The 18,323-nt window shown below is 61.0% G+C and carries 11 protein-coding genes and 2 tRNA genes; 7 read left to right on the top strand and 6 right to left on the bottom strand.

Translation table 11 applies throughout. The annotated features are described in order from the left end of the window. Nucleotides 1–109: 109 nt before the first annotated feature. Nucleotides 110–1,072 (bottom strand): bile acid:sodium symporter family protein, encoded by a 963-nt coding sequence (locus BMY98_RS15400; protein ID WP_074890614.1) that lies wholly within the window; start codon nt 1,070–1,072, stop codon nt 110–112. A gap of 142 nt (nt 1,073–1,214) precedes the next feature. Next, nucleotides 1,215–2,135, bottom strand: a complete 921-nt coding sequence (rdgC, locus tag BMY98_RS15395) for a recombination-associated protein RdgC (RefSeq protein WP_074890612.1) — start codon at nt 2,133–2,135, stop codon at nt 1,215–1,217. Nucleotides 2,136–2,294: 159 nt separating this feature from the next. Between rdgC and BMY98_RS15390 the strand changes: the two genes are divergently transcribed. Further along, nucleotides 2,295–2,370, top strand: a tRNA-Val gene (locus BMY98_RS15390). Nucleotides 2,371–2,389: 19 nt separating this feature from the next. Further along, nucleotides 2,390–2,466, top strand: a tRNA-Asp gene (locus BMY98_RS15385). 894 nt (nt 2,467–3,360) lie between these two features. Here the strand turns inward: BMY98_RS15385 and nirD are convergent. Continuing rightward, the gene (gene nirD, locus BMY98_RS15375; RefSeq protein ID WP_074890609.1) at nt 3,361–3,738 is read right to left on the bottom strand and encodes a nitrite reductase small subunit NirD; all 378 of its coding nucleotides are present in this window, start codon (nt 3,736–3,738) and stop codon (nt 3,361–3,363) included. Further along, entirely contained in the window at nt 3,735–6,296 is a 2,562-nt protein-coding gene (nirB, locus tag BMY98_RS15370) for a nitrite reductase large subunit NirB (protein WP_074890607.1), read from the bottom strand. Before nirB ends, nirD begins: the two co-directional genes overlap by 4 nt. A 784-nt stretch (nt 6,297–7,080) precedes the next feature. Between nirB and BMY98_RS15365 the strand changes: the two genes are divergently transcribed. The 5 genes from BMY98_RS15365 (at nt 7,081) to BMY98_RS15345 (ending at nt 13,616) form a co-directional block, all read left to right on the top strand. Then, the gene (locus tag BMY98_RS15365; RefSeq protein WP_074890605.1) at nt 7,081–10,887 is read left to right on the top strand and encodes a bifunctional nitrate reductase/sulfite reductase flavoprotein subunit alpha; all 3,807 of its coding nucleotides are present in this window, start codon (nt 7,081–7,083) and stop codon (nt 10,885–10,887) included. A 192-nt stretch (nt 10,888–11,079) separates the two neighbouring features. Continuing rightward, on the top strand, nt 11,080–11,865 hold the full coding sequence (gene bamJ, locus BMY98_RS15360; protein WP_074890603.1) for a BamJ family beta-barrel-assembly machinery protein: 786 nt from the start codon (nt 11,080–11,082) through the stop codon (nt 11,863–11,865). A gap of 428 nt (nt 11,866–12,293) precedes the next feature. Beyond that, entirely contained in the window at nt 12,294–12,743 is a 450-nt protein-coding gene (locus tag BMY98_RS15355) for a YkvA family protein (protein ID WP_074890601.1), read from the top strand. Between the two features lie 145 nt (nt 12,744–12,888). Beyond that, nucleotides 12,889–13,245, top strand: coding sequence for a helix-turn-helix domain-containing protein (locus BMY98_RS15350; protein ID WP_074890599.1), 357 nt, complete (start codon nt 12,889–12,891; stop codon nt 13,243–13,245). Continuing rightward, complete coding sequence (locus BMY98_RS15345; RefSeq protein ID WP_074890597.1) at nt 13,242–13,616, top strand: hypothetical protein; 375 nt, start codon at nt 13,242–13,244, stop codon at nt 13,614–13,616. The genes BMY98_RS15350 and BMY98_RS15345 overlap by 4 nt, the downstream gene beginning before the upstream one ends. Before the next feature lie 672 nt (nt 13,617–14,288). On the opposite strand, the gene BMY98_RS15340 is transcribed toward BMY98_RS15345, so the two are convergent. Both BMY98_RS15340 and BMY98_RS15335 read right to left on the bottom strand, forming a co-directional pair. After that, nucleotides 14,289–16,079, bottom strand: coding sequence for a bifunctional diguanylate cyclase/phosphodiesterase (locus tag BMY98_RS15340; protein WP_074890595.1), 1,791 nt, complete (start codon nt 16,077–16,079; stop codon nt 14,289–14,291). 120 nt (nt 16,080–16,199) lie between these two features. Continuing rightward, nucleotides 16,200–18,281: a carboxy terminal-processing peptidase gene (locus tag BMY98_RS15335; protein WP_175514174.1), complete on the bottom strand. Its 2,082-nt coding sequence runs from the start codon at nt 18,279–18,281 to the stop codon at nt 16,200–16,202. Nucleotides 18,282–18,323 lie beyond the last annotated feature (42 nt).

Below are 18,323 nucleotides of genomic sequence, written 5' to 3'. Positions count from 1 at the left end.
TGAGCTTGCTCACGAAGAGGTGGGTACATCCGCTAAATTTTCAGCGGCAGGAATACCGTCTTCGCGAGCAAGCTCACTCCTACAGAGAGCAAGCCAGCTTCGCGGCTGATCAACCCACCACTGGCTTCTCTTCCTCCACCACCACATCCGGCGTCATCTTGCGGAAGTACGTCGAAAGCAACGCGCCCGAAATGTTGTGCCAGACGCTGAACAGCGCGCTCGGCACCGCCGCCAGTGGCGAAAAGTGCGCGGCGGCCAGGGCGGCGCCGAGGCCGGAGTTCTGCATGCCGACTTCCAGAGACAGCGATTTGCGCTGGGCCAGCGGCAGCTTGAACAGCTTGCCGGTGAAGTAACCCAGCAGAAAACCGAAGCTGTTGTGCAGGATCACCACCGCCATGATCAGCAGGCCTGATTCGGCAATCTTCGCCTGACTCGCTGCCACCACCGCGCAGACGATCATCACGATACTCACCACCGACACCAGCGGCAGCACGTCGACGGCAAAACTTACCTTGGCGCCCAGCAGGCGTTGAGCGATGACGCCCAGCACGATCGGCAGCATCACCAGTTGCAGGATCGACCAGAACATTTCCATGAAAGACACCGGCAACCACGCCGAGGCCAGCAGCCAGATCAGCGCCGGGGTCAGCAGCGGGGCGAGGAGGGTGGTGACGGCGGCGATGGCCACCGATAGTGCCAGGTCACCCTTCGCCAGCCAGGTCATGACATTGGACGATGTGCCGCTCGGGCAGCAGCCGACCAGAATCACACCGACGGCGATTTCCGGGGGCAGGTGAAACAGCTGGCAAAGCAGCCAGGCCACGCCGGGCATGATCACGAAATGCGCGACCACCCCCAGAGCCACGCGCCAGGGATGACGCACGACCTCAGAAAAATCATCGAGCTTGAGGGTCAGGCCCATGCCGAACATCACCAGCCCCAGCAAAGGCACGATGTACGACTTGAGGCCGATGAACCAGGACGGGAACAGGAACGCCAGCACGGCAAACAGCAGCACCCAGTACGCGAAGGTATTACCGACAAAACGACTCAACGCAGCCAGGGCACGCATGGCCTGCTCCTTTTTATTGGTATGAAGTGGACGTGGAACCTGTAAGCGCCGGCTTGCTGGCGAACGCGGCGTATCAGCAACATTTAAGTGAGCTGACGTGATGCGTTCGCCAGCAAGCCGGCACCTGCAGAGAGAGGTGAAATCAGATCCCCTGAGGAATCTCTTCGCCGCCCAGCGCTTCCATCAATTGCGGCAGGAACTCGCCGAACGTCAGCATCATAAGGGTGAAGCTGGCGTCCTGCTGGCCCAGCGCATCGTCGCCGCCGTTCTGCTCGGCTTCATCCTGCAGCAGGTCTTCGAACTTCAGGCGTTTGATGCCGAGTTTGTCGTCCAGCACGAACGACAGCTTGTCCTGCCACGCCAGCGACAGTTGAGTGACGACTTTGCCGGTGCTCAGGTGCAGCTGGATTTCGTCGCTGGTCAGGTCTTGACGTTTGCATTTCACAATGCCGCCGTCTTCGTGGGTGTCGCGCAGTTCGCACTCGTCCAGCACGAAGAAGTGCTCGGCGGTCTGGCTGGTCTTGACCCATTCGGTCATGACGGCGGTTGGCGCGGTCTTTACGGTCACGGGACGGACGGGCAGCGAGCCGACCACTTCACGCAGGGTCGACAGCAGGTCTTCGGCGCGCTTCGGGCTGGAAGCGTTGACCAGAATCACGCCTTGCTTGGGAGCGATGGCGGCGAAGGTGGCCGAGCGGCGGATAAAGGCGCGAGGCAAGAACGCCTGGATGATTTCATCCTTGAGCTGATCGCGTTCCTTCTTGTAGACCTTGCGCATCTGCTCGGTCTCGATCTCTTCGACTTTCTCTTTCAATGCATCGTTGACCACGCTGCCGGGCAGGATGCGTTCTTCCTTGCGCGCCGAAATCAGCATGAAGTCACTGCTGACGTGCACCAGTGGCGCGTCTTCGCCCTTGCCGAACGGGGCGATGAAACCGTAAGTGGTCAACTCCTGGCTGGCACAGGCACGTGCAGGCTTGGTCGCCAATGCGGTTTCCAGCGCCTCGGCGTCAAATGGCAGGTCCTGGGTCAGGCGATACACAAGCAGGTTTTTGAACCACATGGGGTACATCTCTCCTTTATACAAAGGGGGGCATTATTCGCTGCTGCGACCCTGCGGCCAACCCTGATGTAAGCCTTTGGAAGGATTATAAAATTTATTTCAAAAAGTGCTTGCCAGCTTTTTGATCGCTCCGTAGAATGCGCGCCACACCGAAGCGAAGGGTGATTAGCTCAGCTGGGAGAGCGTCTGCCTTACAAGCAGAATGTCGGCGGTTCGATCCCGTCATCACCCACCATTCGTTTCAAGTGTTACGCGCAGCGGTAGTTCAGTCGGTTAGAATACCGGCCTGTCACGCCGGGGGTCGCGGGTTCGAGTCCCGTCCGCTGCGCCATATTGAGTTACGAAGCCCTTGAACTCTTCGTAACGACAAAGAGAGCGACCTTAGGGTCGCTTTTTTTGTGCCCGGGATTTGGGAATGGGCAGCGCAATCTGCTGTTGATCCTGGCCATAGGCCGTAGGAGCGTGGCTTGTCCCGCGATCGGCTGCGCAGCAGCCGTGGAATCTGACGGCTGTGTTTCACTTGGCACACCGCGTTTACCCGTCTTGCTGCCGCTTCGCGCCAGATCGCGGGACAAGCCACGCTCCTACTGTTCTCCACCCTGTAGTGGGCAGATGTTGGGTGCTCATGATTGTTCCACGCTCCGCGTGGTAACACCGTCCACGACGCTCCGCGTCCCATCGCCCAGACATGAGTCCGCGTCGCCTGCAGGACGCAGAGCGTCCGGGGCTGCGTTACCACGCGGAGCGTGGGAACGATCAGGTTCACCCCCAAGAATCTGGCATCGCCCACATCGACCTCTTCCCGGCTAAAGCCGGTCCCACTAAAAGCGGCGCGTGCATCCAGCAGAAGTGGCGTCGTCCCCGACTGTGGGACCGGCTTCAGCCGGGAAGCCTTTGATCTGCTTGAAAGCGCTTTTGATCTTCCTACACAAAAGGCTCAGTCACCGCCAATCGCGACTTGGGTGCAGGCTGAACGCAGGTTTCGCGCAGTGGGCCGAGCGGCATGGATGCCGCGAGAGCGCCGTCAGGACATGGATGTCCGTTCGGCGCGGGCCCACGGAGCGAGACCGGAGTGAGGGTACTCCGACGAAGGAGGAGCCCAACCAGGAGCACAAGCCCTTGGTTACTTGGGGCTTTATCAAGTAACTCGCCGAAGGCGAAACCCGAGGCCGTTAGGCCGACGCTCTTGATTCTGAACGCCTGAACGCCTGAACGCCTGAACGCCTTACCCCACATCAACCTCCACAACATCCCCCACCAGCCGAACCGGCCAAGTCCGCAGCCGCAGCGCCGCATCCTCCAGACACGTGCCATCCTCCAGCCGGTAATGCTGCTTATACAAAGGCGAAGCAATCACAAGGTCGCCACCCAAACTGCCAATCAATCCCCGGCCAATCACATTCACCCCAGTGACCGGATCGCGATTGTCCACCGCAAACAACTGCGGCGCGCCACCAACGGACGCCACATAAAACAGCGCCACCTGCGCATTGCCCACCAGCGCCACCACGCCGGAATTAAGGACCAGATCCTCACGGGCACAGACCGCGCGCCACACCTGAGTCTTCGGCATCTCCATCACTGCCGCATTCGCCTGGCTCATCGTGCAACCTCCACAGCGGCAATCAGATTCAACTCTTCCGCGCGAGCCGGACGACGCTGGCTGCGCTCCTTGACGAAATGAATGTCAGGGTCAGCGCCCTTGTCGTTGACGAAGGTGCGGAAGCGCTTGAGTTTCTCCGGGCTCTTCAGCGCGTTTGCCCACTCGCATTCATAACGGTCTACCACCAACTGCATCTGCGCCTCCAGTTCAGCGGCCAGCCCCAGGCTGTCATCGATCACCACGGCCTTCAGAAAATCCAGCCCGCCTTCAAGGGACTCGCGCCACACCGACGTCCGCTGCAACTTGTCAGCGGTGCGGATGTAAAACATCAGCACGCGGTCGATATAGCGAATCAGCGTCTCGTCGTCCAGATCGGTGGCGAACAGCTCGGCGTGGCGCGGGCGCATGCCGCCGTTGCCGCATACGTAGAGATTCCAGCCGTTCTCCGTGGCGATCACGCCGATGTCCTTGCTCTGGGCTTCAGCGCATTCACGGGTGCAACCGGACACCGCGAACTTCAGCTTGTGCGGCGAGCGCAGGCCTTTGTAGCGATCCTCGATGTTCAGCGCCATTTGCAAGCTGTCCTGAACGCCGTAACGGCACCAGGTGCTGCCGACGCAGGACTTCACCGTTCGCGTCGATTTACCGTAGGCATGACCGGTCTCGAAGCCGGCGGCAATCAGCTCGGCCCAGATGTCCGGTAGCTCGTGCAACTGCGCGCCAAACAGGTCGATGCGCTGGCCGCCGGTGATCTTGGTGTACAGGTCGTATTTCTTTGCGACCGCGCCGATGGCGATCAAACCGTCCGCAGTGATTTCCCCCGCAGGAATGCGCGGCACCACTGAATACGTGCCGTTCTTCTGCATGTTGGCCATGAAGGTGTCGTTGGTGTCCTGCAACGGCACCAGCGACGGGTCCATGATCGGCCGATTCCAGCACGAGGCGAGGATCGAGCCGACGGTAGGCTTGCAGATGTCGCAACCCAGATGGCCTTTGCCGTGGCGGGCCAGCATCTCGTCGAAGCTTTCAATGTTCTCCACGCGGGCGAAGGCGTACAGCTCTTGACGCGTGAAAGCGAAGTGCTCGCACAGGCTTTTATCAACGGTGACGCCGCGGGCGATCAGCTCGTGCTCGAACACGCTCTTCAGCAGCGCCGCGCAACCGCCACAACCGGTGGCGGCCTTGGTACAGGCCTTGAGCCCGGCCAGGTCCGTGCAACCGCCGTCGATGGCCGAGCAGATCGAGGCCTTGCTGACGTTGTGGCACGAGCAAATGGTTGCCGTGGCGGGCAGGGCATCGGCGCCAAGGGTTGGCGCGCCGTCGCTGTGGGGCAGGATCAGGCTCGATGGATCGGCGGGCAGCTTGATGCCGTTCTGTGCGTATTGCAGCAAGGTGTCGTAATAACTGTTGTCGCCCACCAGCACGGCGCCGAGCACTTTTTTGCCATCGGCGGACACCACCAAACGGCGATAACTGCCGGTGGCCTCGTCAATAAACCGGTAACTGCGCGCGCCCGTCAACGCGCCATGGGCATCACCGATGGAGCCGACGTCGACGCCGAGCAGTTTCAGTTTGGTCGACATATCCGCGCCGAAGAACGGCTCGGCGGCCAGGTCGCACAACTGCGCGGCGACATTGCGCGCCATTTGATAACCCGGCGCGACGAGGCCGAAGACGCTACCGTTCCAGGCGGCGCACTCACCGATGGCAAAAATGTCAGCGTCGCTGGTGCGGCAGTGCTCGTCGATGGCGATGCCGCCGCGCGGACCCAACGCCAGTTCACACTGACGGGCGAGGGCGTCCTGGGGGCGGATGCCGGCGGAGAAAACGATCAGGTCAGTTTCGAGGAACTCATCGCCGGCGAAATTCATCCGGTAGCGGTATTCCTCCCCCGCGCTGATGGATTGGGTCGCGCGAGACAGATGCACGCCAACGCCCAGCGCTTCGATGCGCGCCTTCAGGGCAGCGCCGCCGTGGTCATCGAGTTGCACTGGCATCAGGCGCGGCGCGAATTCCACCACGTGGGCTTCCAGGCCCAGGGACTTCAGCGCGTTGGCCGCTTCCAGTCCCAACAGCCCGCCGCCGACCACCACGCCGCGTTTCGCCTGGCGGGCGGCGGCGCGGATGGTGTCGAGGTCGTCCAAGGTGCGGTAGACCAGCCGCGAGTTGCCTTCAGCGCCTTCGATGGGCGGCACGAAAGGATACGAACCGGTCGCCAGCACCAGCTTGTCGTAACCAAAGCTGCCCTTGGCGGTGATCACTTCGCGCCGCGCCCGGTCGATTTCCAGCACCGGCACGCCCAGGTGCAGCGCAAGCCCGGTCTGCTCATATAAAGAAGCAGCGCTCATCGCCAGTGACTCGGCGTCGCGGCCGCCAAAGTATTCGGACAGGTGCACGCGGTCGTAGGCGCGTTGGCCTTCCTCGCCGAAGACATGAATGCGATAGCGCTCAAGGGCGCCGGCGGCGATCAACTGTTCGACACAGTGGTGACCCACCATGCCGTTGCCGATGACGATCAGGGTTTGGACGTCGTTGAGTGGGGCGACTGTGGTGGTCATATCGAGTCCCGGCCAAGGCCAATCAGGTTTTTCAAAAGCAAAAAAAAGGCGCCCGGAACCTCTCGGTTCCAGGCGCCTTTGCCTGTTCTTTTAGGGGTTGCCGCGCGACCACAGTGTCGACGCCAACCTGGTGAGCCCGATGCCGCGAACGGCTGGCGGTCCGCGTTGACCGGCCAGGGCTGCCAACCGCGTGTTCAGGCTGGACTTGATCAGGGACGTAGCAATGGCTGTGCCAGCCGGGTATGGGTGAGTAACTCACGCCCGCGTACGGCGCGTTCTGCTCTTGATTCTGCCCGCAGGGCGTAGGAGCGCGCTTGCCCGCGATCTGCCGGGAACCGGCAGCCAAACCGGACACCCTGGTTGTGTCAGACAGACCGCATTCGACGTGTTTGCTGCCGCTGCGCGCCAGATCGCGGGCAAGCGCGCTCCTACGCCCTTTGGGCAGAAGCGGGATTTGGGTCAGCCTGAGCCGGCACACAAACAGTGCGATTTCGCGCGGGCCGCCCCATCGTGAAGCTCAAACATTCCCCGCGCCGAAGTCGTTTGGCGAGCAGCGGTGGCGCACTCGGGATCGCTGCCGTCGGCAATGCGGCCAGCCAGGGCCAATCGGCAACTGAGCGAGTTTCTATAGGCGCGGTATTGCCCCGCGCTGGCCTGCCGTTTGCAAGATCGTCCCCACAGGCAATCAACGCCGATTGCCATATTCACGACAAAGGCGCCGTGTGCTCTCCGTTTTTCAACGGATGAGAACAGGGCGTCTTTTTTTGCTTTCAGGAAACGGAATATGGCGAGCAACAGCGTAAAAAGCGTGTGTCCTTATTGCGGCGTCGGTTGCGGCATCGTCCTGCAGGTCGCGGACAACCGGGTCATCAAGGTCGTCGGCGACAAGACGCACCCGAGCAATTTCGGCCGACTGTGCACCAAAGGCACCACCTGCGGCCAGGCGATTGCCGGGTCGGGACGGATGGAGTCCGCGTACATCCGCCATCAGCGCAGCCACGAGCCGGTGCGCGCTGACATGGACGCAGCGATCAGCGAAACCGCCCGGCGCCTGCGTGGGATTCTGGATCGCGACGGCCCCGGCGCGCTGGCGTTCTATGTCTCGGGGCAGATGTCCCTGGAGGCGCAATACCTCGCCAACAAGCTCGCCAAAGGTTTTGTGCGCACGGCCAATATCGAGTCCAACTCGCGGCTGTGCATGGCCAGCGCGGGCAGCGGCTACAAGCTCTCGCTAGGCGCCGACGGCCCGCCGGGGTCCTATGATGATTTCGACAAGGCCGATCTGTTTTTCGTGATTGGCGCCAACATGGCCGACTGTCACCCGATCCTGTTCCTGCGCATGATGGACCGGGTCAAGGCCGGGGCGAAGCTGATCGTCGTCGATCCCCGGCGCAGTGCCACCGCCGACAAGGCCGGGCTGTTCCTGCAAATCAAACCGGGCACCGACCTCGCGCTGCTCAATGGCCTGTTGCACTTGCTGGTGGAGAACGGCGACACCGATGCCGATTTCATCGCCTCGTTCACCCAGGGCTGGGACGTCATGCCCGAATTCCTCGCCGCGTACACGCCCGCTTACGTCGCGCAGATCACCGGCCTGGCCGAAGCCGACATCCGTCAGGCTGCGCGGATGATCGGCGCGGCGCAGGAGTGGATGAGTTGCTGGACCATGGGCCTGAACCAGAGCACCCACGGCACCTGGAACACTAATGCGTTATGCAATCTGCACCTGGCGACCGGGGCGATTTGCCGGCCCGGCAGCGGTCCGTTTTCCCTGACCGGCCAACCGAATGCCATGGGCGGCAGGGAAATGGGCTACATGGGCCCAGGACTTCCCGGACAGCGCTCGGTGTTGGTGGACGCCGATCGCCGCTTCATCGAAGACCTCTGGCACATCCCCCTGGGCAGCATCCCGCACCAGCCCGGTGGCGGCACCATCGACCTGTTTGAGCAGATGCGTGACGGCGTGATCAAGGCCTGCTGGATCATCTGCACCAACCCGGTGGCCAGCGTCGCCAACCGCACCACGGTGATCGACGCCCTGAAGACCGCCGAGCTGGTCATTACCCAAGACGCCTTCCTCGACACCGAAACCAACCGCTACGCCGACATCTTGTTGCCGGGCGCGCTCTGGGCCGAAGCGGAAGGGGTGATGATCAACTCCGAACGCAATCTGAACCTGACACAGAAAGCCATTGATGCGCCGGGCCAGGCGTTGCCGGACTGGCAAATCATCGCCAGGGTCGCCTGTGAAATGGGCTTCGCCGAGGCTTTCACCTATGCCTCGGCGGAGGAAGTATTCGAAGAAATCAAACAGGCCTGGAACCCCGCCACGGGCTACGACATTCGCGGCGCCAGCTATGGGCGGCTGCGGGGGCAGTCTTTGCAGTGGCCGTGCGCGCCTGATGACGAGCGCACACGCAACCCGATTCGTTACCTCAGCGAGAGCGGTGCGAGCCCAGTCAAGGAAGCCGTAACGCCACGGCGGCCGATTGTCTTTCCCACTGCAAACGGCAAGGCGGTATTTTTCCCACGTCCGCACATGCCGCCGGCTGAACAGCCCAACGATGCATTTCCCATGGTGCTCAACACCGGCCGCCTGCAACACCAGTGGCACACGCTGACCAAGACCGGGAAAGTGCCAACACTGAACGCGCTTAATGCTCGGCCGTTCGTCGAGCTGCACCCCGAGGATGCCCTTTCGCTGGGCATCCGCGAAGGCGATGGCGTGGAAATCCATTCTGCGCGGGGGCTGGCGGTGTTGCCTGCGGTGATCAGCAACCGCGTGCTGCCGGGCAACTGCTTCGCGCCTTTTCACTGGAACGACGTGTATGGCGAAAAGCTGGCGATCAACGCGGTGACCAACGACGCCGTCGACCCGATCTCCCGGCAGCCCGAATTCAAGTGCTGTGCGGTCGCCCTGCGCAAGGTCGAGCTGATCGGTCATCGGTTTCTCGACTTGCCCCAAGCAGAGACCGAGGCGCGGGCAGCACCCGAACAGGCGCCGCTGTTGACGCTGCTGTGGGCATCACAAACCGGCAATGCCGAGGCATTGGCCCGGCAGTTCGGTGACCAGTTGAAGATTGCCGGTGTGCCGGTTCAGGTGGCGGCGATGGACAGTTTTCCCTCGGAGCGTCTGGACCAACTGCAGAACGTGGCACTGATCAGCAGTACCTTCGGCGACGGCGAGTCCCCCGATAACGGGCAACGGTTCTGGCAGTCACTGGCTGCCCGGCAAGAACGTCTGGAATCTTTGCGCTACGCCGTTCTGGCGCTGGGTGATTCGAGTTATGACAGCTTCTGTCAGCACGGCAAAAACCTGGACCAGCGCCTGCAGCACCTGGGCGCCTCGTCATTGCTCCCCAGAATCGATTGCGACGGCGAATACCAGCTCCACGCAGACAACTGGTTCACAGGGTTGCAGCAGGCGCTGTCGCTGAATCTTCCTACTCCTTCAATCATCGACAACGGCCCGGTTTTTGGGAAACAGCCTTCACGAGCAGAGCCCTATTACGCGCGCTTGTCGATTAATCGGCGACTGAATGCGGACGGTGCCGCGAAAGACACCCGGCAACTGGCGCTGACCCTTGAAGGTTCAGGGATGACCTATGAAGCCGGCGATGCCTTGGGGGTCTGGCCGCGCAATTGCCCCGAGCTGGTCGATGAGTTGCTCAAGCTCACAGGCCTGAATGCCGAGCAACCGGTGCGCGGCGTCAAGGCTGGCGACGTGCCGCTGCGTCAGGCGTTGGCCGAGCAATTCGAAATCGCGCGACCTGGCGCAGACACCTTGGCGTTCATCGCCCAGCGTAACGGCAGCAACGATCTGAAAAACCTGCTGACCGAACCCTACAAAAGCGAGCTGAAGGACTGGCTGTGGGGCCGGCAGTTGGCCGACGTGTTGCGCGAGTTCCCCATTACCTGTTCTGCGGAGCAATGGCTAGATCATCTCAAACCGCTGCAACCGCGGCTTTATTCCATCGCGTCGAGCGCCAAGGCGCATCCCGATGAAGTCCATCTGACGGTTTCCGCCGTGCGCTACGGCCCGCGCAAAGGCGTGTCGTCGACCTTCCTGGCGGATCGTGCGGGCGAGTGCGAGGTGCCGATTTTCCTGCAGCCCACGCGGCATTTTCGCCCACCGCTCGATGGCGACGTGCCGATGATCATGATCGGCCCGGGCACCGGCGTGGCGCCGTTTCGGGCGTTTTTACAGGAGCGCCGCGCCCGGGGCGATCGGGGCCGTAACTGGCTGTTCTTCGGCGAGCAGCATCAGGCGACCGACTTTTACTACCGTGACGAGCTTCAAGGCATGCAGCAGGACGGCCTGCTGACCCGGCTGAGTCTGGCCTTTTCCCGGGATCAGGCGGACAAGATCTACGTTCAACAGCGCATACAGGAACAGGCCGCTGAGCTCTGGCGCTGGCTGGAGGAGGGCGCGCACCTTTACATTTGCGGCGATGCCTCGCGGATGGCGCGGGATGTCGATCAGGCATTGCGTCGTGTGATCAGCGAACAGGGCGGGGTCAGCCTGGAAAAGGCGGCCGAGCAGTTACGCTGTCTGAGCGAGCAGAAGCGTTATGTGCGTGACGTGTATTAGCGTCGTTCGCTCATCCCGTGGCAGGCCGCTGAACCCCAACTGAACGAATTTCTCGATCAAACAAGAAAACCTTTGGATACCTGAACTTATCTGCCTTTTCTCCCTCTCATGCCGGTAGCCATTGATCGCGGCAGCCTGATAAGCTCGCGGCTTTACTCGTTTGCCCTATTGGCGCATGAACAAGGAAACAGAATGAAACAGCATCGGTTGGCAGCGGCGATTGCCCTGGTCGGTCTGGTACTCGCGGGCTGTGACAAGCAAGCCAGCACCGTTGAGCTGAAAACCCCGGCCCAGAAAGCCTCTTACGGCATCGGCCTGAACATGGGCAAAAGCCTGGCTCAGGAAGGCATGGACGATCTGGATTCCAAAGCGGTAGCGCTGGGTATCGAAGACGCCGTTGGCAAGAAAGAGCAGAAGCTCAAAGACGAAGAGCTGGTTGCAGCATTCGGCGACCTGCAAAAGCGCGCTGAAGAGCGCATGGCCAAGATGAGCGAAGAGTCGGCAGCCGCTGGCAAGAAATTCCTCGAAGAAAACGGCAAGCGTAAGGAAGTCACCACCACTGCTTCCGGTCTGCAGTACGAAATCATCAAGAAAGCCGACGGTCCAGTACCGAAGCCGACTGATGTCGTGACTGTTCACTACGAAGGCAAGCTGACTGACGGCAAAGTGTTCGACAGCTCCGTTGAACGCGGCAGCCCGATTGATCTGCCGGTCAGCGGTGTGATTCCGGGTTGGGTTGAAGGCCTGCAGCTGATGCACGTCGGCGAGAAGGTCAAACTCTACATCCCTAGCGAATTGGCCTACGGCGCACAGAGCCCTAGCCCAATGATCCCGGCGAACTCGGTTCTGGTCTTTGACCTGGAACTGCTGGGCATCAAGGACCCTGCTGCTGCAGGCGCCAATGATGCTGCCGCCGGCGCTGATGAAGAAGAGGCTGCTCCGGCCGCCGAACCGGCCAAGCCGGCCGCCAAGAAGTAATCGTTCCTGCGTTCGGTTATCGCTTGAAAGAAATGCCCCGTCTCGACGGGGCATTTTCATTTCCGCCTCTTTTTGATCGAACCGGTCTGGACGGGCAGAGTCCCATGTCGGTCAGTCAACGTGCTTTAAGCCGGGATTTGTCGGAGGTTGCCGGGCGTCCATCAGGGTGTTCATTGGGTTGTGGCTAGCGTCACAGGCCCGATGAGTCAACGGTTTTCGCGGGTTTTTATGTGTGTAAAAAACGCGCGATCTAAGTCCGGACCCGGTAGAACGGGCGTTCCGGCCGCGAAAAGCGGGTCTGTTCACAAGGTTATCCACAATTTGTGTGGATAACCTTTGGGTGCGCATTCGGCATGCGGGTCAGTGGGCGATTGCGGCATACGCATTAAGCCAGTATGTCGATTTTTATCGGTAATCGTGGAGTGGATATGAAGGCACCCTGGAATCTCATTCGTTATCTGCCCATGGCCAAGCGCCTGATGGCGGCAGGTCGCCTGCCCGCATTGCTGTTTGCCGTCGCAGGTAAAACGGCCAGCGAGGGCGGTCGATTGGGCAAGATCAAGGACGATTTGAAACTGCTTCAGTCCTTGTGCCTGGCCTACTGGCGCGGGGAATATCGCGCCATCAGCGGTAAGGCTATTCTGTCGATCGTGGCGGGCCTGATGTATTTCCTTAGCCCTCTGGATGCGATTCCTGACTGGATTCCGGGTCTGGGGATGCTGGACGACATCGCGGTCCTGGCGTGGGTGATGAAACACCTTGAGGCCGAGCTCAGCGCTTTCCGTGCCTGGCGCGAATTGCAGAACCCGGAAAAGCTCGCGGTGGTTGAGCGTTTGCCGGCGACGCCTGTTTTGCTGGAGCACGAGAAGAAGATTTGAAGGCGGATTTGTGCAGCTCATTAACGATGCTGCCAGCGCTCCGCTGATTCCCCATACGCAAGTGGTAGCCAACGGCTGTTAAGATGCCGCCCATACTTAGAAAAAGACTGCTTAACAGCGTGTTTTAGTCCTACAGGGGGGTGATATGGATCTTCAGGTTATTTCGCGCGATGGAGAGCCGGAATATGCCGTGCTCCCATGGGCGCAGTATCAAGCGCTGTTGCGCGCGGCGGGTATTTCGCGTGGTCCGGAGTCCGGGGCCGCGATCCACACCGAGGCCGAGCATGAACCGTCATCGCCTGCTGCAGATTTTCCTTCTTTATCCCAGCTCGGTGCATTGCGCGAGGCCAAGGACCTTGAAGTGGCGCAACTGGCCCGCGCGGTTGGCATCAGCCCCTCTTATCTGGACCTTATAGAAAGCGGCGACCGTGAGCCGGACGCGGCCATTCGCCGGAGTCTGGCGTGGGAACTGGGTGTTGCGGGCTGGCGGGGTGAGGCATGAGCGTGCGCATCAGTCGCCAGCACTGGGACGGGTTGCTCGCCGAACTGGACCTGGCCCGTCACCAACGTCATCTGGTGACGTATCGCGCGTTGCTGGAGCGCTTGCAGTTACCCACCCCCGCCATGCAAACCCTCACCGCGGCCCTTGAACACCTGGCCGCCCTCGACGCACGCGCCGAACAGCCGCTGCGCAGCGCGTTGGTGATCAGCCAGGGCGCCAGCCGCCTGCCACGCACCGGGTTCTTTGAATGCGTCGAACGCCTCGGCCGTTTCTCCGGTCCGTCTGACGGGATCGCTGCGGCCTCTTGGCACGCCTCGGAAGTGGCCCGTGTTTTTGAGTTCGAGTATGCGCAGCCGGTGAAGCCGGAGTAAGTTGCAGATCGGGTGGCTTACAGGCCAGATCCGAATTCGGGCGCACACCCAAACCTTACCTACGCTCATGCGGACCGTGTTAAACGATGCCGCCAATTCCTCGCCCACCGCGGATCAGACTGTAGGAGCGCGCTTGCCCGCGATCTGGCGCGAAGCGGCAGCAGACCCGTGCACGCGGTGTGTCAGGGGTAACCGGGGCGTCAGGTTTCACGACTGCTGCGCAGCCGATCGCGGGCAAACGCGCTCCTACACCGGTCGGGGTATGACGCCAAATCCGTGCACGTCTTTGCGTGATATGTGATCTGCCGCCCATTCCTCGCCGGCCGGGGATCAAACTGTAGGAGTGAGCTTGCTCGCGATCTGGCGCGAAGCGGCAGCAGACCCGTGCACGCGATGTGTCAGCGGTAACCGGGGCGTCAGGTTTCACGACTGCTGCGCAGCCGATCGCGAGCAAGCTCACTCCTACACCGGATCTTCCCTGGCCGGGATTTCAGCGTCAGACGCAAAACCAAGGAGCCGGCTTGCTGGCGAAGGCGGTGGGTCAGTCGAAATGGATGGCACAGGCAGACCGCATTCGCGGGCAAGCGCGCTCCTACACTGGATTTCCGTGGACCGGGATTTCCGCGTCAGGCACAAAACCTGTGGAGTCGGCTTGCTGGCGAAACCAGTCGGTCACCCCAAAACCGCCTGATTCAACGTCGCCATGACCTCCGCTTCCAGCGTATTGATCACATGCAAACTCGCACCCATCACCTCTTTGGCATGGTGCTTGGCCTGGGAAGCGAGTTCGGCGAGCTGGCTGGCGTTGAGGGTCGTGCAGACTTCCGGGTGCAGGTGCACGACGCCGATGGACAGCGACAGCAACGGAAATTCCTGGCGCTGGCCCTGGCGGTTGAGGGCGACGAAGCAGCCGGCCTCCAGATGCTCGGCGCGGTAGAAGCGTCGGCACTGGTTCTGAAAATCCTCGAGCAGCATGTTCAAGCGTTTGCGCCAGTCTTCCGAGCCCAGCACCATCAGGAAATCGTCGCCGCCGATATGGCCGACAAAGTCACGACTCGGGTCGATGCGGTCGTTCAGGCACTGCGCCAGACACAGCAGCACCTCGTCGCCGCGCCCATAGCCGTAGATGTCGTTGAAGGGTTTGAAGCTGTCGATGTCCACATAGCAGATCATCGATTCACGTCCCTGCTGCAACAACCGGGTCAGGCATTGCTGAATCGGTACGTTACCCGGCAGCAGGGTCAGCGGGTTGGCGTATCGCGCCTGCTGGATCTTGACCTCGGTGATCAGCTTCAGCACATCGATGACCCGGCCCAACCCCAGGTAGACGCCGTTCTGCATGATGATGAAATCTTCTTCGATGCGTTGCCGCGCGCGACTGGTGATCAGCCGGCTGACCTGCTGAAGCGACTGGCTCAGCTCGACGGCCAGAAAGTCGTCGCTCATCAGACGACTAATGGGCTTGCGGGCATACAGTTCGGTGGCGAAGGGCTGCAGCAACACGTCCGACAGCGAGTGGCGGTGGACGATGCCGATCGGCTGACGCTGCTCATCCAGCACCGCCAGGGAGTTGAGATTGGCCTGTTTGCGAAACGACTCCAGCACGGCGGCGGTGGGCGTGGTCTGCACCACCGCCGGCAGCTCGTTGAGCAGGGGGCTGAGGTCGCTGGTTTCTTCGGTCAAGGTCGCGGCGGCCGGGTCGACTTTTGGCAGCAGCGCACGGGCGTCACGGGGCGGAAACTCCTGCGGACGGCAGAGCAAATAGCCCTGAACCAGCTCGACGCCCATGTCGATCAAGACGGCCAGCTCTTCCTGCAACTCGATGCCTTCAGCGATGACCAGCGCCCGCGACGCCTTGGCCATTTGCAGCATCGAGCCGACGAACTCGCGCTTGACCGCGTCCTGATGAATGCCGTCGATGAAATGCCGGTCGATCTTTACGTAATCCGGGCGCAACTCGGACCACAGCCGCAGGCTCGAATACCCTGCGCCCAGGTCATCGAGGGCGATGGAAAAGCCCATGTCCCGGTAGTGATAGAGCGCATTGTAGAGCAGGCCGAAGTCATCGGTCGGGGTCTGCTCGGTCAGCTCGATGACCACGCGGCTGGGCGGTATCCCGTAGCGCTGCAACAGCTGCAAGGTGCGCCCCGGCGGGTGCGAGGCTTCCAGCAGGGACTCGGGCGAGATATTGAGGAAAAGCTTGCCCTCCAGCTTCTGCTGGCTGAAGCGACGGCAGGCTGACTCGCGGCAGGCGAGTTCCAGTTCGCTCAGGCGCCCGGCCTGGCGGGCCACGGCGAACAAGCTGAGAGGGGAATGCAGCGCGCTGTTGGAAGGACCGCGAGTCAGGGCTTCATAGCCGAGAATGCGCCGATCCGATAGCGACACAATCGGTTGGAACAGGCTGTGCAAGTCGCCGTGAGTCAGGATCGAACTCAGAGCGCCCAGCTGTTCAGTCACGGTCATGGCAATCTCGGGGCAAGAAAAAGGGGCTGGACGCTTGTGGCGTCGAGCCCCGCTATTTCACGACAGCTTTATGACTGTTTGATGACGATTTGCCATCATTTCGTTACTCTTCATGCTGTTTTACTTTTTCGCCACCGAACCGCTCAAGCCCAGATAGTCGAGCAAGATACGCCCGGTTTCGGCCAGGTAGGCGTCATCTTCTGGCTTGGTCTTGTCATCGTCCGAAGGCAGTGCGTCTTCGTCTTCTTTCTTCAATTCTTTCAGCGGTTCTTCGCCTTTGGCTTTGCGACGCACGTTTTCCATCGCCAGCTGCTGGCTCTCGATGTCGGCATGTTGCTTGCGGCGCTCGGCTTCGTTGAGGCTGACGGTTTTTTCGCTCATCAGCTTCTTCGCCAGCGCGAGTTTCTCTTCGATGAAGACAAACTCGGCGTCCTTGGCTGAACGCACGTCGTGACGCGATTGCAACTGGGCGAGGAACGGTTTGAACGGATCCACCGCCGGCTTGATCGCCGGCTTGATGGTGTCGTAGGTCATCGCCTCAGGCAGCGCGCTTTCGCCGATTTCCTTGGTGTCGATGATCGACGGGTAACCAATGTCCGGCAGCACGCCCTGGTGCTGGGTGCTCTGGCCGGAAACCCGGTAGAACTTGGCCAGCGTCAGTTTCAGTTCGCCATGGTTCAGCGGCTGGATGGTCTGCACGGTGCCTTTGCCGAACGTCTGGCCGCCGATGATCAGCGCGCGGTGATAGTCCTGCATGGCGCCGGCGAAAATCTCCGAAGCCGAGGCCGAGAGGCGGTTGACCAGCAACGCCATCGGGCCTTTGTAGAACGCACCGCTGTTTTCGTCTTCCAGTACATCGACCTTGCCGTCGGCGTTACGCACCAGAACGGTCGGGCCTTTGTCGATGAACAGACTGGTCAGCTCGGTGGCTTCCTGCAGCGAACCACCGCCGTTGTTACGCAGGTCGATGACCACGCCGTCGACTTTCTCGGACTGCAATTCGGTCAGCAGTTTCTTGACGTCGCGGGTCGTGCTCTTGTACTCGGGATCGCCGGCGCGGTAGGCCTTGAAGTCCAGGTAGAAAGCAGGGATCTCGATGACGCCCAGCTTGTAATCCTTGCCGTCCTGATTCAGGTGCAGGATCGACTTCTTCGCCGCTTGCTCTTCGAGCTTCACGGCTTCGCGGGTGATCGACACGATCTTGGTGGTCTGGTCGCTCGGCGCATTGCTGGCCGGGACGATTTCCAGACGCACGACCGAGCCCTTCGGACCGCGAATCAGTTTGACCACTTCATCCAGACGCCAGCCGATCACGTCGACCATCTCTTTGTCGCCCTGGGCGACGCCGATGATCTTGTCGGCGGTCGCCACTTGCTTGGTCTTGGCGGCGGGGCCGGCCGGCACCAGGCGGACGATCTTGACGTTGTCGTTGTCGCTCTGCAGGACAGCGCCGATCCCTTCAAGGGAAAGGCTCATGTTGATGTCGAAGTTTTCCGCGCTGTCAGGTGACAGGTAGTTGGTGTGCGGATCGTAGGACATCGCGAAGGTGTTCAGGTACGCCTGGAACACGTCCTCGCTGCGGGTCTGGCCCAGACGCGCGAGTTGGTTTTTATAGCGCTTGGTCAGGGTTTCCTGAATCTTCGCCGGGTCTTTGCCGGCGATCTTCAAGCGTAGAACCTCGTCCTTGACGCGCTTGCGCCATAGGTCGTCGAGTTCGGCTTCGTTCTTGGCCCAAGGGGCGTCCTTGCGATCAACCAGCAAGGTTTCCTGGGTGTTCAGGTCGATCTTGTCGACGCCCTTGCTCAGCTGCGCCAAGGCGAAATCCAGACGCGACTTGATGCGGTCCAGATAACGCTTATAGATAGTAAAGCCTGGGGCCAGGTCGCCGCTCTTGAGGAAGTCGTCGAACTGGAAACGCCACTTGTCGAACTCGGCGATGTCGCTGGCGAGGAAGTAGCTGCGCGCAGGATCGAGGAGTTTGAGGTAGCTCTGATAGATGATTTCCGAACGCTTGTCGTCCAGCGGCGGCTTGCTGTAATGGTGGCGCTTGAGCAGCTCCACGACATTCAGACTGGCGATGACTTCATCGCGATCAGGTTGAAGATTATCCCAGCTATTGGCGGCGAACGAACTGGCCGACATTGGCAGGACAGTCAGGCCAATGAGTAATGCAAGGGTGGTGCTGGGTAAAAAATGCTTCATGCTGATTCGACGCGGGGACAATTGATAACGCATATTAGGCCG

The organism is Pseudomonas graminis, assembly GCF_900111735.1.
GTDB lineage: Bacteria > Pseudomonadota > Gammaproteobacteria > Pseudomonadales > Pseudomonadaceae > Aquipseudomonas > Aquipseudomonas graminis.
The sequence above is the reverse complement of the archived record's forward strand: the minus strand, read 5'-3'. Positions and strand labels throughout refer to the sequence as shown.

Bases quoted from the DNA above. Each gene is read 5' to 3' on its own strand.
- BMY98_RS15400 (WP_074890614.1), bottom strand. From the start codon at position 1,072: ATGCGTGCCCTGGCTGCGTTGAGTCGTTTTGTCGGTAATACCTTCGCG.
- rdgC (WP_074890612.1), bottom strand. From the start codon at position 2,135: ATGTGGTTCAAAAACCTGCTTGTGTATCGCCTGACCCAGGACCTGCCA.
- nirD (WP_074890609.1), bottom strand. From the start codon at position 3,738: ATGAGCCAGGCGAATGCGGCAGTGATGGAGATGCCGAAGACTCAGGTG.
- nirB (WP_074890607.1), bottom strand. From the start codon at position 6,296: ATGACCACCACAGTCGCCCCACTCAACGACGTCCAAACCCTGATCGTC.
- BMY98_RS15365 (WP_074890605.1), top strand. From the start codon at position 7,081: ATGGCGAGCAACAGCGTAAAAAGCGTGTGTCCTTATTGCGGCGTCGGT.
- bamJ (WP_074890603.1), top strand. From the start codon at position 11,080: ATGAAACAGCATCGGTTGGCAGCGGCGATTGCCCTGGTCGGTCTGGTA.
- BMY98_RS15355 (WP_074890601.1), top strand. From the start codon at position 12,294: ATGAAGGCACCCTGGAATCTCATTCGTTATCTGCCCATGGCCAAGCGC.
- BMY98_RS15350 (WP_074890599.1), top strand. From the start codon at position 12,889: ATGGATCTTCAGGTTATTTCGCGCGATGGAGAGCCGGAATATGCCGTG.
- BMY98_RS15345 (WP_074890597.1), top strand. From the start codon at position 13,242: ATGAGCGTGCGCATCAGTCGCCAGCACTGGGACGGGTTGCTCGCCGAA.
- BMY98_RS15340 (WP_074890595.1), bottom strand. From the start codon at position 16,079: ATGACCGTGACTGAACAGCTGGGCGCTCTGAGTTCGATCCTGACTCAC.
- BMY98_RS15335 (WP_175514174.1), bottom strand. From the start codon at position 18,281: ATGAAGCATTTTTTACCCAGCACCACCCTTGCATTACTCATTGGCCTG.